The sequence below is a fragment of the Haladaptatus sp. SPP-AMP-3 genome (assembly GCF_049568665.1).
GTDB classification, from domain to species: Archaea; Halobacteriota; Halobacteria; order Halobacteriales; family Haladaptataceae; genus Haladaptatus; species Haladaptatus paucihalophilus.
Map to the genome: position 1 here is coordinate 2,129,152 of NZ_CP145897.1, position 21,605 is coordinate 2,150,756.

Annotated in this window: 20 protein-coding genes; 11 read left to right on the forward strand and 9 right to left on the reverse strand. The window is 62.6% G+C overall.

The features are described 5' to 3' along the window. Window positions 1-28 precede the first annotated feature (28 nt). Window positions 29-1,111 carry a polymer-forming cytoskeletal protein gene (locus V5735_RS11820; RefSeq protein WP_423743702.1) on the reverse strand — a complete coding sequence of 361 codons (1,083 nt, stop codon included), beginning with the start codon at window positions 1,109-1,111 and terminating at the stop codon, window positions 29-31. 169 nt (window positions 1,112-1,280) lie between these two features. Between V5735_RS11820 and V5735_RS11825 the strand changes: the two genes are divergently transcribed. The 9 genes from V5735_RS11825 to V5735_RS11865 all read left to right on the forward strand — a co-directional run bounded on the left by V5735_RS11825 (window position 1,281) and on the right by V5735_RS11865 (window position 12,586). Then, complete coding sequence (locus tag V5735_RS11825; protein WP_423743703.1) at window positions 1,281-2,258, forward strand: replication factor C small subunit; 978 nt, start codon at window positions 1,281-1,283, stop codon at window positions 2,256-2,258. 154 nt (window positions 2,259-2,412) lie between these two features. Next, window positions 2,413-3,156 (forward strand): ABC transporter ATP-binding protein, encoded by a 744-nt coding sequence (locus V5735_RS11830; RefSeq protein ID WP_423743704.1) that lies wholly within the window; start codon window positions 2,413-2,415, stop codon window positions 3,154-3,156. Beyond that, the gene (locus V5735_RS11835) at window positions 3,153-4,844 is read left to right on the forward strand and encodes a hypothetical protein (RefSeq protein ID WP_423743705.1); all 1,692 of its coding nucleotides are present in this window, start codon (window positions 3,153-3,155) and stop codon (window positions 4,842-4,844) included. The genes V5735_RS11830 and V5735_RS11835 overlap by 4 nt, the downstream gene beginning before the upstream one ends. Before the next feature lie 153 nt (window positions 4,845-4,997). Beyond that, window positions 4,998-7,769 carry an alanine--tRNA ligase gene (alaS, locus tag V5735_RS11840; protein ID WP_423743706.1) on the forward strand — a complete coding sequence of 924 codons (2,772 nt, stop codon included), beginning with the start codon at window positions 4,998-5,000 and terminating at the stop codon, window positions 7,767-7,769. 492 nt (window positions 7,770-8,261) lie between these two features. After that, a complete protein-coding gene (locus tag V5735_RS11845) occupies window positions 8,262-9,020 on the forward strand; it encodes a hypothetical protein (protein WP_423743707.1) in 759 nt (252 codons plus the stop codon). Window positions 9,021-9,157: 137 nt separating this feature from the next. After that, entirely contained in the window at window positions 9,158-9,667 is a 510-nt protein-coding gene (locus tag V5735_RS11850) for a hypothetical protein (protein ID WP_423743708.1), read from the forward strand. A 311-nt stretch (window positions 9,668-9,978) separates the two neighbouring features. After that, on the forward strand, window positions 9,979-10,983 hold the full coding sequence (locus V5735_RS11855) for a CmpA/NrtA family ABC transporter substrate-binding protein (RefSeq protein ID WP_423743709.1): 1,005 nt from the start codon (window positions 9,979-9,981) through the stop codon (window positions 10,981-10,983). Then, window positions 10,980-11,822 carry an ABC transporter permease gene (locus V5735_RS11860; RefSeq protein WP_423743710.1) on the forward strand — a complete coding sequence of 281 codons (843 nt, stop codon included), beginning with the start codon at window positions 10,980-10,982 and terminating at the stop codon, window positions 11,820-11,822. The genes V5735_RS11855 and V5735_RS11860 overlap by 4 nt, the downstream gene beginning before the upstream one ends. Beyond that, entirely contained in the window at window positions 11,801-12,586 is a 786-nt protein-coding gene (locus tag V5735_RS11865) for an ABC transporter ATP-binding protein (protein ID WP_423743711.1), read from the forward strand. The genes V5735_RS11860 and V5735_RS11865 overlap by 22 nt, the downstream gene beginning before the upstream one ends. A gap of 207 nt (window positions 12,587-12,793) precedes the next feature. On the opposite strand, the gene V5735_RS11870 is transcribed toward V5735_RS11865, so the two are convergent. The 8 genes from V5735_RS11870 to V5735_RS11905 all read right to left on the reverse strand — a co-directional run bounded on the left by V5735_RS11870 (window position 12,794) and on the right by V5735_RS11905 (window position 18,809). Continuing rightward, the gene (locus V5735_RS11870) at window positions 12,794-13,459 is read right to left on the reverse strand and encodes a cytochrome c biogenesis CcdA family protein (protein WP_423743712.1); all 666 of its coding nucleotides are present in this window, start codon (window positions 13,457-13,459) and stop codon (window positions 12,794-12,796) included. Beyond that, a complete protein-coding gene (locus V5735_RS11875; protein WP_423743713.1) occupies window positions 13,456-13,977 on the reverse strand; it encodes a TlpA family protein disulfide reductase in 522 nt (173 codons plus the stop codon). The genes V5735_RS11870 and V5735_RS11875 overlap by 4 nt, the downstream gene beginning before the upstream one ends. Then, complete coding sequence (locus tag V5735_RS11880; RefSeq protein WP_423743714.1) at window positions 13,974-14,642, reverse strand: SCO family protein; 669 nt, start codon at window positions 14,640-14,642, stop codon at window positions 13,974-13,976. The genes V5735_RS11875 and V5735_RS11880 overlap by 4 nt, the downstream gene beginning before the upstream one ends. A gap of 87 nt (window positions 14,643-14,729) precedes the next feature. After that, window positions 14,730-15,563, reverse strand: a complete 834-nt coding sequence (locus tag V5735_RS11885; protein ID WP_423743715.1) for an ABC transporter permease — start codon at window positions 15,561-15,563, stop codon at window positions 14,730-14,732. Next, a complete protein-coding gene (locus V5735_RS11890) occupies window positions 15,560-16,543 on the reverse strand; it encodes an ATP-binding cassette domain-containing protein (RefSeq protein ID WP_423743716.1) in 984 nt (327 codons plus the stop codon). The genes V5735_RS11885 and V5735_RS11890 overlap by 4 nt, the downstream gene beginning before the upstream one ends. 147 nt (window positions 16,544-16,690) lie before the next feature. Beyond that, window positions 16,691-17,092, reverse strand: a complete 402-nt coding sequence (locus V5735_RS11895) for a winged helix-turn-helix transcriptional regulator (RefSeq protein WP_423743717.1) — start codon at window positions 17,090-17,092, stop codon at window positions 16,691-16,693. Between the two features lie 290 nt (window positions 17,093-17,382). Then, entirely contained in the window at window positions 17,383-18,546 is a 1,164-nt protein-coding gene (locus tag V5735_RS11900; protein ID WP_423743718.1) for an HD domain-containing protein, read from the reverse strand. 83 nt (window positions 18,547-18,629) lie between these two features. After that, window positions 18,630-18,809: a hypothetical protein gene (locus V5735_RS11905; protein ID WP_423743719.1), complete on the reverse strand. Its 180-nt coding sequence runs from the start codon at window positions 18,807-18,809 to the stop codon at window positions 18,630-18,632. Window positions 18,810-19,042: 233 nt separating this feature from the next. Here V5735_RS11905 and V5735_RS11910 point away from each other — a divergent pair, with 233 nt between their 5' ends. Both V5735_RS11910 and V5735_RS11915 read left to right on the forward strand, forming a co-directional pair. Continuing rightward, a complete protein-coding gene (locus V5735_RS11910; RefSeq protein WP_423743720.1) occupies window positions 19,043-19,834 on the forward strand; it encodes an alpha/beta fold hydrolase in 792 nt (263 codons plus the stop codon). 364 nt (window positions 19,835-20,198) lie between these two features. Further along, window positions 20,199-21,587: a class I adenylate-forming enzyme family protein gene (locus V5735_RS11915; protein ID WP_423743721.1), complete on the forward strand. Its 1,389-nt coding sequence runs from the start codon at window positions 20,199-20,201 to the stop codon at window positions 21,585-21,587. Window positions 21,588-21,605 lie beyond the last annotated feature (18 nt).

A 21,605-nucleotide genomic window follows, 5' to 3' on the forward strand; every position in this document is an offset into this window, starting at 1 on the left:
GCGTGTCGAAGACGACGAAAATAGTATCTCAGTCCGCGGGCGTCTCCTCGTCGGTTCCCCTGCGCGTCGTTTCGGCGTACTCCGGCGTGCTCCGGCGTCCGCGGTAGTGCGCCCGGAGCGCCATCGCCAGCGCTCCGAGTCCCAGCAGGAGGACGACGAACTGGACGATGCCGCCGACGATGGGAATCCGGTCGAGAACGGCGATGACGAACAGGCCGAGCACCAAGCCAATCCACCGACTCCCCTCGTCGGCCAGCGAGAGCAGCCAGACGCCGACGGTGAACGACCCGTACACCGTGGCGATCCAGAGGAAGATGGCGAAGATGATGGCACCGAGAATCGAAATGGGGATGCCGATGAGGGTCACGGCGAAGACGATGAGCACGATGGGGATGAGGACGAGGAGGAGGAGGCCCACCCCGACCGAAAGCACCGGGTCGGCTCGCCCCCGGTCGGCGACGCCCTCGGAGAAGCCGGGGAACGCCGCCAAGAGCACGATGCCCAAGAGGAGGTTGACGAAGAAACCGTACACCGCGCCGACCCAGTTGGGCACTCGCGGCACGGGTGCGGGACCCGCGTCACCAAGCGATTCGTCCTGTCGGACCGTCCCGCTGACGGTGGCACCCTGTTGGCGGTTGAACGTTTCGGTGTCGTAGACGAGGTTGCCGCCGACGTTCGCCGTGTTGGCGAGCGTGAGCGTATCGCTCGCAACCCGCGCGTTCCCCTCGACGGTGCCCGCTATCAGGGTGTACCCCGCCGCGCCTTCGAGGGACCCGACGGTGGCCGACTGGGCGATGGCGAGGTTGCCGGTCTGTGCGTCGACGGTTCCGGTGACGGTCCCCTCGATTCGGACGTTCCCGGCGACAGCCGACACGTCGCCGTTGACCCGTCCGTTTTGGGCGACGAGGACGTTCCCGGAGAAGGCGCTCAGGTCGCCGTCGACCGTACCGCGAATCACGACGGTTCCGCCGGTGGCGGTGAGACCGTCGCGGACGGTTTCGCCCTGCTCGACGACGACCGTTCCGCCGGTTCGCGTCTGTTCTGCCGCCGCCGTCGCGGGCATGACGGCGAGCAGTAGCACCACGACGAGGATACTCACGTGTGCACGCATGGGCCGGTTGTCGGCGTCCGGCCGAATAGTAATTGAGTCGTTGTCGCGGAGAATCGTGCGTTGTTCGCCGGAATCGCTGGCCTAACCGGCCGTTCTCTCGACGGGAAATCGTGAACCGCGGGCGCGGAGTCTCGGGGACTTTAAGAACGATAGGTACCTCTGCTGGACCATGAGCGAGGCCGACGCGGAAACCGTCCCCGGACGTGGAACCATCTGGGTCGAGAAGTACCGGCCCCAAACCCTCGACGACGTGGCGGGCCACGACGACATCACGGCTCGACTGAAGAGCTATATCGAGCGGAACGACCTGCCCAACCTGCTGTTCTCCGGGCAGGCGGGCATCGGAAAGACGACCTGTGCGGTCGCCATCGCCAAGGAACTGTACGGCGATAGCTGGCAGAGCCACTTCCTCGAACTGAACGCCTCCGACGAGCGCGGTATCGACGTGGTGCGCGACCAGATCAAGAACTTCGCCCGCCACGACCCCGGCGCGGTCGATTTCCAGATCATCTTCCTGGACGAGGCGGACTCCCTGACGAGCGACGCGCAGGCCGCCCTCCGCCGCACGATGGAGCAGTTCTCGGACAAGACGCGCTTCATCATGTCGTGTAACTACTCCTCGAAGATCATCGACCCCATCCAGTCGCGGTGTGCGGTGTTCCGCTTCGGCCCGATTCCCGACGATGCGGTCGCCGAGTACGTCCGGTACGTCGCCGACGAGGAGGGCATCGAAACCACCGATGACGGCATCGAGGCGCTCGTCTACGCCGCCGACGGCGACATGCGGAAAGCCATCAACGCCCTGCAAGCCGCCGCGGTCATGGGCGAACAGGTGGACGAAGAGAGCGTCTTCGTCATCACCAGCACCGCACGACCGGAGGACATCAAGGAGATGGTTCGACACGCCATCGACGGCGATTTCACCCGTTCGCGCTCCATCCTCGACGAACTGCTCACCGAGCGCGGCATGGCCGGTGGCGACATCATCGACCAACTCCATCGCTCGATTTGGGAGTTCGACTTGGACGACGACGACGCGGTGCGCGTCCTCGAGCGCGTCGGCGAAGCCGACTTCCGCATCACGGAAGGTGCGAACGAGCGCGTGCAACTCGAAGCGATGTTGGCGTCGCTGGCGCTCGATAACTGACCCCTCACCGCTATCCTATCACTTTTCTATTACAAAACTGACTGACCGTTTCAGTCGGATTTTTTACGTCTCGGTACACTCCACGAAGTATGGTTCGCACAGTCCCCACGAGCGTCGCTCTCCAATTCGAACTCGCGCGGCCGGAGGGTAGTCGATGAGGCCCGCCATCGAGACGGACGGACTGACGAAGCGGTTCGACGACACGACGGTCGTTTCGAACCTCGAACTGACCGTTCCGTCCGAATCCGTCTACGGCTTCCTCGGCCCGAACGGTGCGGGGAAGACGACGACGATGCGGATGCTGACGACGCTGACGCCGCCGACGAGCGGTACCGCACGCGTCGCGGGCCACTCCATCGCCGACCGGGACGCCGTCGTTCCGCACATCGGCTACATGCCCGAGGAGCCGCCGCTGTACGACGAACTCACGGCCCGCGAGCAGTTGCAGTACATCGCCGGGCTTCGTAACGTGGAGGCCGACGACCGAATCGAGACACTCCTCCGCCGCTTCGACCTCCTCGACGACGCGGACGAGCGCGTCGGCACCTACTCGAAGGGGATGAAACAGAAGACGGCGCTGATTCAGACCGTCCTTCACGAACCCGACGTCGTGTTCCTCGACGAACCCACGTCCGGCCTCGACCCGCGTGCCGCCCGCACCGTGCGCGAACTCATCTCCGAACTCACCGCCGACGGCATGACCGTCTTCCTCTCGACGCACATCCTCCCCGTGGTCGAAGAGCTCGCCGATACCGTCGGCGTGCTGTACGACGGGTCGCTCGTCGCCGAGGACTCGCCGGAGCGACTCACCCACCGCGCCGAGAAAGAACAGACGCTCGAAGACGTGTTCCTCGACGTGACGAGCGAGGAACCCGCCGCGACACCGGTGGAACGATGAACTGGAGTCCCGGACGGAGCGTTCGAATCGCCCGCATGGAGTACCGCCGGAGCGTTCGCGCCATCGGGAAGAAGCCGATTCAGATGCTCGCCTTCGGGCTGTTCGCCCTCATCTTCATCGGCGTCCCGACCGTCGCCGGTTCGTACGCCGCGTACAAGTTCGGCGGCGAACTCGCTACGACGGACCTCCCGCTGTTGGAGGGCGCGCGCGGCGGTATCGCCGTCTGGTGGCTCATGGTCACCGGGATGATCGCCGCCCGCGTCATCGGCAAAACCGGCCGTATCGACCAAGAGGCGGGCATGTTGACGACCGTCTCCGCCCGCGACGTGGTGGGCGGACTGCTCGGCGCGGAACTCGCCCGCGTGGTCTCCATCGCGGCGATACCGCTGCTGTCGATAACCGCGGCGTTGAGCCTCTCCCTCGGCACGCCGCTTCCGCTCGTTACCATCGTCCTCGCCCTGCTCGGACTCGTCACGACGGCTCTTGTCGCGGGCCACATCCTCGGTCTGCTCATCAAACTCGCGCTCGAACGGTCGGAACTCCTCGCCCAGTACAAATCCGTCCTCGCTGTTCTCGCGTTCGGCATCTACATGGCCGCGGTCATGAGCAACGCGCTCGGTACGGTCATGGCCTCGCTCGCCGGGGTGTTGCAGAACGCGCCGACCGCGTGGCTGGGGGACTTCCTCGTCCTCGGAATTCCCGGCGCATCGCCGTCGCTCGCGCGGGTCGGCGGCGCGGTCGCCCTCGTCGTCGTCGGCCTGCCGGTCCTGTTCGCGCTCGACGTTCGGTTGGCGACGCGACTCTGGTACGGCGACCGGGTGCAACCCGAAAACAAGCAGTACGACGCCAGCGAGTCGAACGCCGACTTCCTCGCGGGCATCGCGTCCAAACCGACGCGCTCCGTGGTCGCCAACGTCTGGCGGCGAACGAAACGCTCCCCGATTCGACTCCTCTACGTCGTGTATCCGGTGTTCCTCGTCTCCGGTCCGATTCAGGAGGCGGTCCAGGCGGGTCACGTCACCGAATCGCTACCGGTCGTCGTCTCGCTGTACGGCGCGTGGGCCATCGGCGGCGCGACGCTGAACCCCCTCGGCGACGAAGGTTCGATGCTGCCGGTGACGCTCATCTCGTCCATCCGCGGAAGGGAGTTCGTCAAGGGACACGTCCTCGCCGTGACCGTCGTCGGCCTCCCCATCGTCGTCCTCGCCACCGCGATTACCGGGTTTTTGAGTCCCCTCGGACTGACGAGGTGGCTTTCCTTGACCGGCCTGAGCGTCCTCCTCGGACTCGCGGGGGCGGTCGTCGCCATCGGCATCGGGACCACGTTCCCGCGGTTCGGCGAAGTCAACGTCACCAAGAGTCGGACGGCCGTCGTCCCGAGCAAGACGGCGTTCGCGACGTACTCGCTCGTGGTGCTCCTCGGCTACGGCGGTGCCGTCACCGCCATCACGCCCGGCACGGCGGCGGGGGTTTCGAGCATGTTCGAGTTCATCACGGGATTCCTCGGGTACGCCGTGGCGATTTCGCCGCCTACGGTCCGCCTCATCGGCGGCCTCATCGCGGTGCTCCTCGGCGTCGTCGCGCCTCCGGTCGCCTACCGCTACTCGGTTCGGCGGTTCGAATCGTACGCGCTCGACGCCGACGTTTCGGGCTTCGCCGTCTTCGAGTTCGTCGGCGAACTGTTCTAACTCGTTCGACTCTTTCGCCCGTTCCCTGGCATCGCTTCCCTCGCGGGTTCGGAGCGGCGACGGACGCGTTCCCCGCTCCTGGCGGATGTCTCGCCCGGCCTGAACGTGCTTGCGGAACTGTTTTACGCACCGATGGGTGACAAACTACCAAGAATGAGCGAACTCGAGGAGGAGTATCGCCTCGATTATTTCGAGGAAAACGACTTCGTGCGAAAAGAGTGCTCCGAGTGTGGAGCGCACTTCTGGACGCGCGACCACGACCGACAGACGTGCGGGGAACCGCCGTGTGCGGAGTACGGGTTCATCGACGACCCCGGCTTCGAGGAGGAGTATTCCCTATCGGAGATGCGGGAGGTGTTCCTCTCGTTCTTCGAGGAACACGACCACGAACGAATCGACCCCTACCCGGTCGCGGCGAATCGCTGGCGCGACGACGTGCTGCTGACACAGGCATCCATCTACGACTTCCAGCCCCTCGTCACCAGCGGGAAGACGCCGCCACCGGCCAACCCGCTGACCATCAGCCAACCCTGCATCCGCATGCAGGACATCGACAACGTTGGCAAGACGGGACGGCACACGATGGCCTTCGAGATGATGGCCCATCACGCCTTCAACGTCCGCGAGGACGCCGAGGAGGAGTACGCCTACGACGGCGAAGTCTACTGGAAGGACGAAACCGTGGCCTACTGCGACCAACTGTTCGAGTCCGTCGGCGCGGATTTGGACGAAATCACCTACATCGAGGACCCGTGGGTCGGCGGCGGCAACGCCGGACCCGCCATCGAGGTCATCTACAAGGGTGCGGAACTCGCCACCCTCGTCTTCATGTCGATGGAGCAGGACCCCGACGGCGAGTACGAGATGAAGGACGGCAACCGGTACAGCCCGATGGACACGTACATCGTGGACACCGGGTACGGACTGGAACGCTGGACGTGGATGAGTCAGGGAACCCCGACCGTCTACGAGGCCGTCTATCCCGACATGATAGCCTTCCTCAAGGAGAACGCCGACATACATCTCTCCGAGGAGGAAGCGGAACTCGTCCACCGCGCCGCGAAGCTCGCGGGTCACATGGACATCGACGAGGCCGAGGACATGGACGCCGCCCGCGACAACATCGCGGAGAAGGTCGGCGTCTCGACGACGGAACTCGTCGAACTGATGGAGCCGCTCGAAACCATCTACGCCATCGCCGACCACAGCAGGGCGCTCGCCTACATGTTCGGCGACGGCATCGTCCCGAGCAACGTCGCCACCGGCTATCTCGCCCGCATGGTGCTTCGCCGGACGAAGCGCCTCTGTGATACCGTCGGCGTCGATGCGCCGCTGGACGAACTCGTGGACATGCAGGCCGAACGCCTCGACTACGAGAACCGCGACACCATCCGCGACATCGTTCGGACGGAGGTCGAAAAGTACCGCGAAACGCTCGAACAGGGCGGCCGCCGGGTTCGTCGCCTCGCCAAACGACACGCCGAGGAAGGCAAACCCATCCCGACCGAGACGCTCGTCGAGTTGTACGACTCCCACGGCCTACAGCCCGATATGGTCGAGGAAATCGCCGACGAGTTCGGTGCCTCGGTGTCGGTTCCGGACGACTTCTACAGCCTCGTCGCCGAGCGCCACGACGGCGGACAGGCGTTCGAGGAGGAAGAATCCGAGGACGACCGGTTCACCGACCTCCCCAAGACCGAACGCCTCTACTACGAGGACCAGTACCGAACGGACTTCGAGGCCGTCGTCCTCGACGTGTTCGACCGCGAGGAGGGCTACGACATCGTGCTCGACCAGACGATGTTCTACCCGGAGGGCGGTGGCCAACCCGGCGACCACGGAACGCTCTCGACCGACGAGAAGACGGCGAAGGTCACGGACACCCAAATCGACAACGGCGTGGTGCTCCATCACACCGACGAACCCGTGGATAAGGGCTCCATCGTCCGCGGACAGATAGACGCCCAGCGTCGCCGTCGCCTGATGCGCCACCACACGGCGACCCACATCGTCGTCCACGCGGCGCGCCAGATTCTCGGCGACCACATCCGGCAGGCCGGTGCCCAGAAGGGAACCGACAGCTCGCGCATCGACGTGCGCCACTACGAGCGAATCGACCGCGAGACGGCGAAGCAAATCGAACTGCTGGCCAACGAAATCGTCATGGAGAACACGACGGTCCAGCAGGAGTGGCCCAACCGTCACGAGGCCGAAGAGGAGTTCGGCTTCGACCTTTATCAGGGCGGGATTCCCGCCGGGACGAACATCCGCCTCATCCACGTCGCCGAGGACGTGCAGGCCTGCGGTGGCACTCACGTCCGTCGGACCGGCGACGTCGGCTGTATCAAACTCCTCAACACCGAGCGCGTGCAGGACGGTGTGGAACGTCTCACCTTCGCCGCCGGTGACGCCGCCATCGAGGCGACGCAGGAGACCGAGGACTACCTCGGCGCCGCCGCCGACACGCTCGACGTTTCGCCGTCGGAGGTACCGGAGACGGCCAACCGCTTCTTCGAGGAGTGGAAGGCCCGCGGCAAGCAGATAGAGGACCTCAAAGAGCAACTCGCCGAGGCCCGCGCCAGCGGTGCGGGCGGCGGCGAGGAAATCGAAGTCGGCGACACGACCGCCGTCATCCAGCGAATCGACACCGACATGGAGGAACTCCGCGCCACGGCCAACGCGATGGCCGAGGACGGTAAAATCGCCGTCATCGGCAGCGGTGCCGACGGCGCGCAGTTCGTCGTCGCCATCCCCGACGGTTCGTCGGTGAACGCCGGTTCGGTCGTCGGCGAACTCGCCTCCTTCGTCGGTGGTGGCGGCGGCGGCCCCGCCGACTTCGCGCAGGGCGGCGGTCCCGACGCAGACAAACTGGACGAGGCGTTGGAGAGCGCTCCCGACGTGCTCAAGCAAGTCGAGAACGCCTGAATTTCGGCGGTTGATTTTTTGATCGCTGGCGGGGAGTAGAGGCGTTGTTTCCTTGGGAGAATCCCTGTTGCGACCGTTTTTCGGCTAGTTTCCGGTCCAAAGACTCCGTTTTAGCAAAACAGAGATACAGCGATCATGTGATGTTGGTATCAGAATGGAAAATTCGCCGAACATAGATGATAGAGGGTGTCAGAAGGTAATTCAAGCATACTTTTATCATTGATAAAGTGGACCGGGAATGAACCCTCGTTCTCACGGCCGACTCTTCGGCAATCTGTTTGTCGAATTCCTAACCAAAACCTCGTGTCACTTCTGTAAGTGATTCTTGGTTAGTTTCATGCTATCCTACCATGAATTTGAGGCAACTATAGCCGTTATATTGACAAGATGGTGGACGAAAATCGGCCCCTCATTTGCTCATCCGGGATTTAAATTTAATATGTATGTATCAACATTAAATATATATGGATTAGAAATGTAGAATAAATTGTCATGCGAGACAGTAAATGGCAAACACGGAGGAAAGTTCTCAAGAGTATGGGTGGAGCTTCGCTGGCATTGATGGGTACAGGAGTTACCAGCGCAAAAAAACCCAACCAAGATGAAGAATCGAAGGGACGAATAATTAAAGAAGAATCTAGTAAACCAATACTCAAACAGATCATCGAAGACTACGGTATGCATGATGAGGTCACCTTAGAAACGTATAGAATGGGTGAAGATGGGAATGTTTCGAAGGAGGGTGAATCTACAATCAATCTAGAACGTATAAATTCACTACGCCAAGCTCGAAACGACGAATCAATAATTCAAAAGATACCCAATCATTTAAAATATAACATTAGAGGGGCAGAAAATAGCCGCGTGTATAAAGATACAGGAATAAAAAGTAAAAATTTCGCAACAATTCAAAGTAGTGGGCACAACACAAACTACTCGATAGCAAAAAAGAGTGCCCTTGGAAATATCCAATGGAAATTAACGCTTTATAGTACCTGGAGCTGGGATGAGGAGGATAGAGTTATAGATAGCCCATATGGATTTACGTTTGCTCACTCAGAGGGTAATCCATATAATTGGAATGGACTCCAAGATTCAGAGATAACAGGGTTAGGCACTGATGAGGGCCACCATAGAATCGAAGGGAAATTCACGGGATACGCCTTATCAGACAAACCCTACGTCGAAATCGGATTTAAGGTCCGGGCGCTCACTGCAGGGGTTGAATATAAAAAGGCAGGGAAATTATAATAATACTCTCTCGCTTTGGGTATCTATAAACGTCTTATTTTTACAATATTTCTCCAATATGGGTGGTTTGTCTCATTCTTAAAATTCCTCACTACATAACAAAGCTTTTAATTGGTGGTAAATATATCAAATATAGTATGGGAACAGAAACACTCGAAAAGTGGGTAGATGCCTCCGGTTCCGGACCGGAATCTCTGCTACAGCGCCGGTTTCTTAAACCTCCCTACGGCTACGTAATTGGAATTGTTCTCTGGCCTGTCTTCATCTCGATCATGTCTGTGTGGGGCGTGTTGTTGCAATCCGGTCCTCCCTCAATCGTCGTTACTGTCGGAGGCCTCGTCGTCGGTGTCGGAAGCTTTGTGGTGGCGAGCATGGGTTCGGCACTTGTGATGGGTATAACCGCTTGGAACACTCCGGACGAGCGTATTCGGCGACAGTTGGCACTCCTGTTTCCGTCTCTTCCTCTCGCAGTGCTACTGTTTGGTCTGTATCTCAATTGGCCAATGACTCCCTATCGATCCAAACTGGGGTTGAGCGCCTTTGTTGCGAACGAATTGTCGAAGATCGTATTTCTCGGCCCGGCGATTGGATTCGCGTTCGTGATCTCCCCGCTGGCGGTACTCGTTCACAGGTCCCGCCTCAAATGAATATCTGATAGAACCGTACCACTGAAGATGGCGAAATAGCGCACGAGTATACGTCGCGTGCGTGATTTTATTCGGGGCCGCTTCACCGAGAATTCGACCTCACCACTCGTGTATCCGTTTTCGATCTGCCAGCAACGCCGATACCGACAAAACGTCTCGGCCTCTCCCGATTCATGCGGTCGGGGGCACCTTCGACGTGCGCTGGCTCAGCCGCTGACAGAAGCGAACCGAGCGGATACGATCTATTTAATAAAATCTGGAAACAAAATAGTAACCTCTATTAACTTCACTTCCTAGATTGTTAAACCGGCATGGACACTATATCACGACGCGGACTGTTGGCAGCGACGGGAGCGGGAATGGCGGGGCTCGCGGGTTGTACCCTCGGAGGGAGCGGTAAGACGGAATCCCTCCACATCGGGTGGGTGCCGATATATTCGAACATCCAACACTTCGTGATGAGCGAACGCGGGTATTACGACGAACTCGACGTGAAGCTCTCGACGACGAAGTTTTCGTCCGGTCCCGCCGCCGTCAAGGCGTTCGCCGCTGGCGACATCGACGTCGGTTTCTTCGGCATCACGCCCGCGATGGTCCTGACCGACAAGGGTGTGGACGCGGACGTCCTCGTGGCGAACTCGCGGAACGGATTCAAGATGGTTGCAACCGACGACTTCGCGGACCGCTACGACGAGGAAGGGAACGGAACCTTCCGGTCGTACAGGGACGACCACGGTTCGAAACCGGTCTGGGGGACCGCACCCGACGGTTCCGTTCCCGATATCCTCACCCGATATTGGCTCGAAGAGCACCTCGAAGCCGGTGAGACGGCAAACGTGATCAACAAGCCGAAAGTGCCGCCCGCGAAGGCTCCACAGGCGGCGCAATCGGGTGACATCGTTGGCACGACCGTTCAAGAGCCGTACGCGACTCTCGTCGAGCAACTCGACGGGTATCGGAAGATAGAGTGGTCCGGAACCGTTCTTCCGGACCATCCCGTCACCGTCTCGTTCGTCTCGAACACGATTTCGGACTCGTTGAAGCGGAAATTCGTCGAGCGGCACGTTCGGGCGACGAACGCGGTTCACGACGACCCGATGGCGGCGGCGGCGAACGCCGCAACCGTTCTCGACCTCGATGACGACCTCGCCGAGCGTGCGATGCGCTCTCCGGCCTCGGATTTCCTCTCGAATCCGAACGAAATCGCGTCACAGTCCGAAACGATGTCGAAATTCGTCGCCGAGGTCGGCAACATCGGCGGGGAAATGAGCGCGGACGAACTGTTCGACGTTTCGGTGTACGAGGATGTGGCATGAGCCCCGAGACGAAACTGTCCCGTACTCCGAGCCGAACCGCCGACGCGACGAACATCGACCGAACCGTGGCGGGTACGCTGGGTATCGCCTGTTTCCTCGGCGTCTGGTCCGCGCTGGCGACACTCGTTCATCCGGAATATCTCCTCCCGGGGCCGCTTCCGGTGTTATCCGCACTCGGAGCCGAGTTCACCACTAGCGCGCCGTTCGTACTCCCGGTCGTCGGCGTCCCCGTCGAGCTTCCGCGCGCACTGACGCGGCTCGCTCAGACGTCGCTCCATCTCGTCCCCGGCTTGGTCATCGGTGCGTTCGTCGGAAACGCGGTCGGTCTGCTAGTCGGCTACTCCCGTCGCATCGACGCGACCGTGACCCCCGCCATCCGCGTGCTTCGTCCGATTCCCGAACTCGCGTGGATAGCCTTCGCTATCGTCTGGTTCGGCATCGGCCACGCCGGTGCGGCGTTCATCGTCGCAATCGGCGCGCTGTGGATCAACTATTACGGCGCGTACTCGGGCGTTCACGGCGTCCGCGACGGCTACAAGGAAGTCGCAACCAGCCTCGGCGTTCGCACGCACTTGGGGATGCTCCGTCACGTGGTCCTCCCCGCCGCGTCGCCGTCGATGGTCACCGGCTTTCGAACGAGTATCGGTCGCTGTCTCATGATCGTCGTCGGCGCGGAGCTGTTCGGCGCGCCCGGCGTCGGCTACGAGATTATCAACGCGTCCAACAACCTCGACATGGCGCGAAGCATGGCCTACATGCTCCTGATCAGCGCCGTCTACATCTGCGTTGACTCGGCGTACGCGATGGTCGAAGCGAGGTGGTTCGCGTGGCGTCCTTGAACGAGGACCACGAGCCGAAGACGAACGCACCCGCCATCGAGGTTGATGGTGTTTCGAAACGGTACGACGCTCGTACGACCGTCCAAGCGCTTCGAGACGTATCACTGACGGTCGCGGACGGGGAGTTCGTCTGTCTCGTCGGACCCTCTGGGTGCGGAAAGACGACGCTTTTCCGCCTCGTCGCCGGACTCGAACCCCCGACCGACGGCGAAATTTTCGTGTCCGGCGCTGGGGTCACCGGTCCGGGAATCGACCGAGGAATGGTCTTTCAGGAGTACAATCTCTTCCCGTGGAAGACGGTCGAGGGGAACGTTCGATTCGGTCTGGACCGCCCCGCCTGTGAGTGCTCGGACTGTACGTCGCGGGTCGAGGAACTCGTCGATTTGGTCGGACTGACCGGCTTCGAAGACGCCTACCCGAAGGACTTGTCCGGGGGCATGAAACAGCGCGTCGCCGTCGCCCGCGCGCTCGCCGTGGATCCCGAAATTCTCCTCATGGACGAGCCGTTCGGGAGTATCGACGCACAGACGCGCGACCGGCTACAGCGCGAACTGCTCGACATCTGGCAACGAACCGGAAAGACCGTCCTCTTCGTTACGCACGAAATCGAAGAGGCCGTCACGCTCGCCGACAGAATCGTCGTGTTCGGTCGCAATCCCGGACACGTCGTCACGACTATCGATGTGGACATGGAACGGCCGCGCGAGCGAACGAATCGGGAATTCGTGGCTACCGTCGAGCGGATTCGTAAACGAATCGAATAACGGGGCGTTTCGGAACCGTCCGGTAGCCGTCGAAAACGACGGCCCACGTAATTCCGGTAGTCACGGTAGAACGGTCAGCGCGGTCAGAATAAATCTCATACCGCGATATGAAATCGGTCGCGTTCGAAACCGACGATTTCGACACCGATGCGAGCGCCGACTTCCACCGCAAAATCCGTGGTAGCTCTCACGACCGATTCGGTTCGGTCAGAACGCGTCGAGGACGACGAACGAGAGATACAACTGCCCGATACCCGCCAGTATCATCAGGCCGCCCGCGACGCGTTCCAAGGCGTACGAATACTTACCCAGTTCGCGCCACCAATCGACGCCCGCCGCCATCAACAACGTCACGCCGCTCAAGGGAATCACGACGCCCAGCGCGTAACTCCCGAACGAGAGGATGCGGCCCGAAAGCGGGAGCGTGAGCGTCTGGGCGACGACGCCGAGGAAGACCGGTGCCACGCATCCCGCCGCGGCGAGCGCGTACCCGCCGCCGAAGAGGACGAACCCGGTGGTCGACGCGGGGCGTTCCGGGAGCGGAACGCGAATCGTCGGCTGCCTGCCCGCGACGACGAGCAGTCCGACGACGAGCAGGACGACACCCGCCAGCGGTTCGAACCACTGGAGGTATCGGACGAGTTCCTGCCCGGCCACGAAGACGGCGATGCCGACCGCGCCGAGCGTGACGAGCGCCCCGACCGCGGCACCGGTGGCGGGAACGAGTGCAGACGAAACTGTTCCGTCGTCCTGTTGTTGCAGGTAGTAACCGATGTATCCGGGAAGCAACGGAAACGCACACGGCGCGAAGAACGTCGCGATTCCCGCGCTCGCGGCGAAGGCAATCGTCGGAAGGAGCGTGGAGGCACTCATCTCTTTTCTGCCGCGTCGATCTGCTCGCGGAGCGTGTCGATGCCCGCCACGCCGTGGTGCGTCCACGTGACCGTTCCGTCCGGTGCCGCGACGCCGACGAACGGGAGACCCCCCGCGTTCAGCGCGGCCATCACCGAGGAATCCGGGTCGAGGCCGAGCGTCCACTTCCCGTCGTTTTCGTTCCACCACGAGCGGATGTCGTCTTTCGTCAGCGTGCCGCCGATGCGCTCGTTCGTGATGGAGACGAATCGAACCTCGTCGCCGTATTCGTCGTGCAGTTTCGTCAGCGCCTCCATCTGCTCTTGACACGGCATACACCACGTGGCGAAGAGGTCGATGATGGTGACGGTATCGGGAGCCGGAACCTGCACCGTCCCGGAGGTCGAACCCTCCGCGCGCATCGTCTCGACGCGTTTGGGCAGTCCGCCGTCGTCCGACAGGCCGTTCAGCGCGACCCACGCGCTCCCGCCGGTGATGCCGAGTCCCGCAAATCCGGTGAGGAGGCGACGTCGATTCATCCGCGGACGGTTTCGAGGTCGTCGATTATCTGCTGTTGCTTCGGCGAACTGCCGTGGTACGCCCGTTCGACGTATCCCTTTTCGTTGACGAGCAGGATGAGCGCCGAGTGGGAGAACATGTAGTCGTCCTTCGATTTCTGTTTCGTCTTTTCGAACTGGACGCCGAACGTGTCGGTGATGACGCGTTTCGCCCGGTCCTCCGATTTCGGTCGGAGGAAGCTCCAGTCGTCGATGGACTGGTCCACGTTCATCTTGTCCGTGTACGCCCGCAACTGCTCTGCGTCGTCCCGCCGGGGGTCGAACGTCGTCGGCAGGAAGGTCACGTCCTTCGCGTATCCGTTCTTGGTCGCGTGCGTCTGGACGTTGCGAAGCGTCGAGATGAGCACCGGACAGATGGTCATGCAGTGGGTGTAAAAGAACGTGACGATGCTCGGCGTTTCGACGTCCCGAAACGAGACGGCCCGGTCTTCGAGCGGTGCGGGAATCGTCACGTCGGGGATCTTCTCGCCCCACGCCGGGTACGGAAGATCGGAACTCTCGACGTTCCTGTCGGGTTCGCTTAGCGCCACGTTCGGGTTCGAGTCGCCGAGCGACCCCAGACAGCCCGCCGCCGAGACCGCCGCTCCCGTCGCCGCAACGGAACGGAGGTACGTCCGTCTATGCATGTCCGTGGTTTTCGACGGAAGGGGCAAATGCAATCTGGTTCATTCCTCGAAGGCGGGAATGGGGCCGTTCGAATGGCTCCCCTTTCCTCACGCGCTGGCGCTGGTCGCCCGCTTGAGGACGACCAACGCGATGCCGGTCAGCACGAGGTCGAGCGCGATGAGGATGGCGATGGACGGCAGAATCGTGTTCCACTCCCAGCCGTTGATGACGAGCGCCCGCGCGGCATCGACGCCGTAGGTGATGGGGTTGACGGCGCTGATATACTGAATCCACTGGGGCAGTCGGTCCACCGGGAGGAACGCACTGGAGACGAACAACAGCGGGAGTTGCAGGAAGTTCACGGCGATGATGGTCGATTCCGTGTCGCCGGTCTGGATGCCGACGACGTTCGAGAGCGCCGTGAACCAGATGGAAAACAGGATGCCGATGAACATCAGTGCGAGGACGCCGAGGAATCCCGTGGCGATGTTCGCACCGAGGAGGACGCCGACGACGACGACGATTATTATTTGGACGCAAATGCGTGCGACCTCGGCGAGCGTCTTCCCGAGGAACACCGCACCGCGGTTCATCGGCGAGACGAGCGCCTTGGCGAACATTCCCGTCTCGATGTCGTTGACCAACCCGATACCGGAACTCGCCGCCGCGACGAGCGACACTTGGATGATGATGGCGGGAAGGAGGAAACTGATGTACTCGATGTTTTGCCCGGGACCGCCGATAGCGCCGCCGGTGACCTGCCCGAACACCTGCGAGAACAGGACGAGGAAGATGAGCGGCTGAACGATGGAGGAAGTTACGATGAACGGGTTTCGCACCGACTTGAGCAGCCAGCGGCGCATGTTCACCCACGTGTCGCCAAGGAAGCCATTGCCCGGCGCGAGCGTTTGGTCCCCGCTCGCTCCCGAATCGGTGCTCACGCGACCACCTCCGTATCTGATTCCTCTTTCTCGTCGTCTTCGACGCCCTCGCCGGTGACCGCGAGGAACACGTCGTCGAGCGTCGGCGACCGGACGTCGAAGCCGTCCACCGCGACGCCCGCGTCGCGGAGTTCGGCGAAGTAGTCCGCCCCGTGCGTTCGAATCGTCGTCGCACCGACCGAAATTCCGGTGTCCGTCTCGGTCACGACGGCATCGTCGAACAGGTCGCCCGATTCGGCGAGGCGCGTCGCCACGTCGACGTCCGACGGCGCGATTTCGAGTTCGAGGATGTCGCCGCCGACCTCGTTTTTGAGTTCGTCCGGGGAGCCGGTCAGCGCGATTTCGCCGTCCTTGATGAGCGAGATGCGGTCACAGAGCTGGTCGGCCTCCTCCAAGTACTGAGTCGTCAGGAACACGGTGGTTCCCTCGCGGTTTATGTCGCGGAAGTAGTCCCAGAGGCGGTTTCGCGCCTTCGGGTCGAGTCCCGTCGTCGGTTCGTCGAGGAAGACCACCGGCGGATGGTGGACCAGCGCGGTGACGGCATCGAGCCGCTTTTTCATCCCGCCGGAGAACGTCTTCGCCGACTTGTCGGCCACATCGAGCAGGTCCGCGAGGTCGAGGAGTTCGTCGGCGCGCTCGGCGCGCTCTGACTTCGGAATCCCGTACGCCGCCGCCATGTATTCGACGTTCTCGCGCGCGGTCAGCTCCTCGTCGATACTCGTCTCTTGCGCCATGTAGCCGACGGAGCGACGCACGCTCTTCGGGTCGTTTCCGACATCGTAGCCGTTCACCGTGACGGACCCGTCGGTCGGCCGCAACAGCGTCACGAGCGTTCGGATGGTCGTGGTCTTCCCGGCACCGTTCGGGCCGAGGAAGCCGAAGAACTCCCCTTCCGGCACGCGGAGGTCGACCCCATCGACGGCGCGGGTGCCGTCCGGATAGACCACGCGCACGTCGTCGGCGCGAATGGCTTCGCTCATCGGCCCCTCCCGTTCGTACGCTCGGCTGACGGTGATGTGTCGAAGTGGTGGAACATACTCGTTGCTTTCTCTTCTGTAGTCATATACTATCGAGTCGGTAGTCTCGTATCGACTACGGAATCTGTAGTATTGGCGCTTCCCTGGATTTCACCCGTCTCCGTCGAGGTCGTGGACGGAGGCCCACTCGTAGAGGTGGATGAACACGGGTGCGAGGTCGTCTGCCACGTCGGTCGGTTCGTACTCGACTCGCGGGGGAATCTCGTCGTACGACCGTCGCGTCAGCAACCCCGCCTCGGTGAGTTCCGAGAGGCGCTTCGAGAGCGTCGTGGGCGACACGTCGAGTCGCTCTTCGAGGTCGGTGAACCGAAGCGGACCCTCGTTCATCGAGAACGTGTGGAGGACGGGGAGCGCGTAGGCGCGGCCGAGGAGCGTGAAGAGTTTCGTGATGGTCTCTTTCTCCGCCCTCTCCTCGTACTCGTCGAGTTCGGCGCGATACCGCCGTCCGCGTTCGATTACCGCCTCCGGGTCGGGAAACTCGTCGCCGCTCATGGTTACACTTCGTATTCGGTAGTAATAGCGTTCCCGCCCCGTTCCGAGCGAAACCCGGGGCAGAGTGACGTTCTTGCCCGTTGGAATTCTCGAAAAATCGAGACGTGACGCAAACGGGCGTCTTCCGCTCTCCGTCTTGTTCCTTTGCTCCGATCGTAGAACGCCATCCGCGATTTGATATCGCAGAATTTGATTTATGATGTCCTCGCGCGCAGCTAACCTTCGTTTCGTGGAATCGAACGAAACGGTCGATATCCCGCCGCAGACGCGATGTCGGGGGTATTCGTCGTTCAGTAAACCAGTCCGAGTACCGACGTCGCCGCTTTCTCCACCGCATCCGTGACCCCCTCAGGTGCGTAGACGCCCAACCGCCACTGGGTTCGTTGGGAGGCTTGCAGTCCCTGCACCAGCGGCGATTGGTCCGCCAGCCGCCTGATTTCTCCGTTGACGACGACGCGACTGGACGATTCGGGGATGGTCGGTTCGCCGGGCGTGTCGAGCAGGACGTGTTCCGGTTCTACGCCCGCCTTCGCCGCGATGTCTCGTTCGAACTCGCGGACGTCGGCGTGGTCAGCCGCGACCACTTCGCCGGGTACCGACTCCCACTCCGCCCACACCGCCCGCTTGAAGAGGTTCCGCTCGGCGATTCGGTTCGCCATCGGTCGGGTTTCCTCGTGGTTGCGAAGCGCGGCGAGCAGTTCGGCGTCGGTGAATCGATGGAACTCCGCGGCGCTCACGTCGCTGGAATCGAGGAGGCGCTCGCTCGTCCGCTCCAACATCGCGCCAGCGATTCTGGAGACGTGGTGGCGATACACCGTCGCGTTCATCAGCGCGCGGGCGACGAGCAGGCTTTCCGCCGTCTGGACGTTTCCCTCGGCCAGCACGAGTGTTCCGTCCGTGAATCGGAGCGCCGCCAGCAAGCGGCCGTAATCGACCGTTCCGTACGGAACGCCGGTGTGGTGGGCGTCGCGGACGAGGTAGTCCATCCGGTCCACGTCGAGTTCACCGGCGACTATTTGGCCGAGTTCGCCCTCTCCGGCAACCAACGCGGCGATTTCGTCGGGTGCGAGGTCGTGGCGTTCGAGCGTGGCCGCGAGTTCGCCGCGGTCGAGCAGGTCCGCAACCTCGTCGTGGTGTCGGCCCAGTCGCCGCTCGATGATACCCTCGGTCTGGTGGCCGTAGGGACCGTGCCCAACGTCGTGAAGGAGCGCGGCGGCCTGCACTCCCTTCGCCCGCCGGTCGTCGATGCCGAGGCGGTCCAGTGCTCGTCCCGCGAGGTGGGCGACGCCGATGCTGTGTTCGAAGCGGGTGTGGTTCGCCGACGGGTAGACGAGTCGAACCGTGCTCAACTGCTTGATATGTCGGAGCCGTTGTACCGGTGCCGCGTCCAGCAGTTCGGCGGCGACCGGCGGGAGTTCCACGTAGTCGTGGACGCTATCCTTGATGGCCTGCATGAGGTGTGGGTCTTTCGGCGGCGAGGGGTAAAGTGACTAGATTCCCGACGGGAATCTCGAATCTCTCCGGTCGATTTCACGCATTAGAATTTCCGCTGTGGCGCGCGCTGGCGGGACGACGCGGCCACGCTCGGCCGCGTCGCCTCGGTACAGTCGTGCGAGGGATGAGCATCACAGCGAAGCGAGAAGCGCAATCGGTTGGGGAGGGTGTGGCTGATGCGGTTTGCGGTTGCGGTTTCAATGACGTCTGCATTTGAAGTCACGGAAGAAATATCAACAACCCTCAACGAGTGGTCGGGGACTTTCTGAGACATCATCACGGTCGTTCCGCTCGGAGAACTCCTGCAACCGAACTCATCTCGGCGCGGTCGGGAAATTTCGGAAACGACTCGTGAGTTGCTCCAACGGCACCACTATCAACGTCGTTCCACCCCGCTCCTCGTCGAGTTCGAAACGGACGATTTGAAACGCTCCCGTCCCCTACCCCTCGCCAAGGATGCCTTTCGCTGACAACGACGGACTCTCGATATACTACGAAACGGACGGCCCGGCGAACCACGACACGGTGGCGTTCATCGGGGACGCGGCCTTCGGCGCGTGGCAGTGGGGCTGGCAGCACGCGGCGGTGGCCGGTCCGTTCGAGTCGCTGGTGTGGGACAACCGCGGAACCGGGCGCTCGGACGCGCCGGAAGGTCCGTATTCGGTCGCGGCGATGGCGGGCGACCTAGAGGCGGTGCTGGCCGACCACGGGGTCAGGAAGGCCCATCTCGTCGGCGCCGGACTGGGCGGGATGGTCGCGCTCCACTACGCGAAGCAGTTCTCCCGGGCGAAGACGCTGACGCTCATCGGGACGGCGGCGAGCGGGTCCCGAATCGACCCGGCGGTTCGGGAGGAACTGCTCGCCGAGAAGACCCCCGACGCGCTCCACGAGTCGCTCCGCCCGGTCGTGAGCGGGGCGGCGTTCGCCGCCGGATTGGAGGACGTGGTGGAGTGGCGGCTCGACGACGACGCCGAACTTCCGGCCCAACGCGCCCAGTTCGCGGCGCTGGACGGCTTCGACGTGAGCGACAGCCTGTACGAAATCACGACCCCGGCGCTGGTGCTCCACGGCACCGACGACCGCGTGGTTCCCGTCGATGCCGGAACGGAACTCGCTAACGGACTGCCGCGCGGCGAGTTACGGACGCTCGAGGACGCACCGCATCTCGTGCACGTCGAGCGGTCGAAGGAAGTGAACGACGAACTGCTCGACCTTCTCGCCGCGAACGCGGAGAACGCGTTCGACTGACGTCTGAACGCTCGGTCGAGTCCTCAAAATCGGAAGCGGTCGTGTGTTCCCCACACGCCGACCGGTTCCCACGAACCGACTACCTCGCGAACGGGCGGGGACTATCCGTCCCGGCATTTCACGCACATGCCGTTTTCGAGGTACACGCTCAGCGTCGTTCGTCCACACTGGTTACACTCGTCGAGTACTTGGTCCGGCTCTGGTTCGTTCTCGGTCACTGTGCGTCACCCTGTTGTGACGTTGTGGTGCTTGCACATCAAACTATTTTATATATCGATATAGGATGACGGACGGAGGACAATTGGAGCACGGCGTTCCCCCTGCGTCCCCGAACTGCTAACCGCTCTCGCGTCGCAGACGGTGTATGTCACTCTTCTCGGAGCGACACGCCGACCGCTGGGGGGACCGGACGGCAATCGTGGACGGAGGCGAGCGGGTTTCCTACGCCGACCTCGACGACCGAATCACGACCGCGGCGGGGCGACTCGCAACGCTCGGTATCGACGAGGGGGATTCGGTCGCTCTCGTCTCGCGGAATCGCATCGGGGTGCTGGTCTCCATGCTCGCCGTCTGGCGCGTCGGCGGCGTGTTCGCACCTGTTTCGCATCGACTGACTCCGGCCACCGTCTCGCGGCCGATGGAACGCATCGACCCCGACCTCGTGTTGTACGAGTCGGCACAGCGGGACCTCGTTCGGCAGTTCGACGCCCGCTCGTTCGAGGAGTTCGAACACGTCACGCCCGCCGACTTCTCGCCCGTCGAACGCGCGGACGCGGACACGCAGCTGCTCGTCCACACAGAGGACGGCGAACGGGTCGTGGAACTGTCGAAACGGGCCGTCGAGTGGAACTGCCGCACCGCGACCGCCGGGTGGGGTCTCGGGAGGGACGATTGCACCATCGCCCTGTTGCCGCTGTCGCGTCCGAACTGCTTGCTCGGGTTCGCGCTTCCGCTTCTCGCCGTCGGGGGTCGAGTCGTACTGCGGCGCGCGTTCGACCCGGACGACGCCGCGACCGCAATCGAAGAACGCGGCGTGACCTGTCTCGTCGCCGCCCCGACCGAGTTCCGCGAACTGGCCGACGCCGGGTTTCGAGGCTCTTTTCCGGCGCTCGATTGGCTCGCCGCTCGCGGTCGCGTTCCGCCGGAGGTGCGTCAGACCCTTCCGATTCCGCCCGTTCACGTCTACGGCCGCGCGGAAACCGGCGTCAATATCCTCCGCGAAACGCCGGGGTCGGGAGCGGTCGCGTACCCGTTTCCGAACTGCGCGGTCCGAATCGAGGGCGAGGAGTCGGGCGACCTGCTCGTTCGCGGTCCGACGACCGCGACGGGCTATCTCGACGGCGAGGCGTTCGAAGAGTGGGTGTCGATGGGGGACGTGTTCCGGCACGAATCGCCCGATAGACCCGACGCGCCCGATTCGCGTGGGTTCGTTCCCGTCGGTGACGGCGACGACGATGCGTCCGAAACCGGCGGTCAGCGGGTCCATCCGCGAGCGGTCGAAACCGTGCTCGAATCGCACCCGGACGTGCAGGAGGTCGGCATCGTCGAGGCCGTCGCGGAGACGGGCGGCACGGCACCGAAGGCGGTGGTCGTCGGCGACGTGCCGCCGGGCGCACTTCGCGAGTTCGCGGAGAAACGGCTCGAACCGGACGAGGTGCCGCGGGCTATCGAACCGGCCGCGTCGCTTCCGCGACGCCCCTCTGGTCAACTCGACCGGGCGGCACTGCGCGAGCGGTTCATGACATGGGAGTGAGTGATGGATACGACGGAT

Excerpts from the sequence above, each read along its gene's own strand:
- V5735_RS11820 (WP_423743702.1), bottom strand. The coding sequence starts at position 1,111 with ATGCGTGCACACGTGAGTATCCTCGTCGTGGTGCTACTGCTCGCCGTC.
- V5735_RS11825 (WP_423743703.1), top strand. The coding sequence starts at position 1,281 with ATGAGCGAGGCCGACGCGGAAACCGTCCCCGGACGTGGAACCATCTGG.
- V5735_RS11830 (WP_423743704.1), top strand. The coding sequence starts at position 2,413 with ATGAGGCCCGCCATCGAGACGGACGGACTGACGAAGCGGTTCGACGAC.
- V5735_RS11835 (WP_423743705.1), top strand. The coding sequence starts at position 3,153 with ATGAACTGGAGTCCCGGACGGAGCGTTCGAATCGCCCGCATGGAGTAC.
- alaS (WP_423743706.1), top strand. The coding sequence starts at position 4,998 with ATGAGCGAACTCGAGGAGGAGTATCGCCTCGATTATTTCGAGGAAAAC.
- V5735_RS11845 (WP_423743707.1), top strand. The coding sequence starts at position 8,262 with ATGCGAGACAGTAAATGGCAAACACGGAGGAAAGTTCTCAAGAGTATG.
- V5735_RS11850 (WP_423743708.1), top strand. The coding sequence starts at position 9,158 with ATGGGAACAGAAACACTCGAAAAGTGGGTAGATGCCTCCGGTTCCGGA.
- V5735_RS11855 (WP_423743709.1), top strand. The coding sequence starts at position 9,979 with ATGGACACTATATCACGACGCGGACTGTTGGCAGCGACGGGAGCGGGA.
- V5735_RS11860 (WP_423743710.1), top strand. The coding sequence starts at position 10,980 with ATGAGCCCCGAGACGAAACTGTCCCGTACTCCGAGCCGAACCGCCGAC.
- V5735_RS11870 (WP_423743712.1), bottom strand. The coding sequence starts at position 13,459 with ATGAGTGCCTCCACGCTCCTTCCGACGATTGCCTTCGCCGCGAGCGCG.
- V5735_RS11875 (WP_423743713.1), bottom strand. The coding sequence starts at position 13,977 with ATGAATCGACGTCGCCTCCTCACCGGATTTGCGGGACTCGGCATCACC.
- V5735_RS11880 (WP_423743714.1), bottom strand. The coding sequence starts at position 14,642 with ATGCATAGACGGACGTACCTCCGTTCCGTTGCGGCGACGGGAGCGGCG.
- V5735_RS11890 (WP_423743716.1), bottom strand. The coding sequence starts at position 16,543 with ATGAGCGAAGCCATTCGCGCCGACGACGTGCGCGTGGTCTATCCGGAC.
- V5735_RS11895 (WP_423743717.1), bottom strand. The coding sequence starts at position 17,092 with ATGAGCGGCGACGAGTTTCCCGACCCGGAGGCGGTAATCGAACGCGGA.
- V5735_RS11900 (WP_423743718.1), bottom strand. The coding sequence starts at position 18,546 with ATGCAGGCCATCAAGGATAGCGTCCACGACTACGTGGAACTCCCGCCG.
- V5735_RS11910 (WP_423743720.1), top strand. The coding sequence starts at position 19,043 with ATGCCTTTCGCTGACAACGACGGACTCTCGATATACTACGAAACGGAC.
- V5735_RS11915 (WP_423743721.1), top strand. The coding sequence starts at position 20,199 with ATGTCACTCTTCTCGGAGCGACACGCCGACCGCTGGGGGGACCGGACG.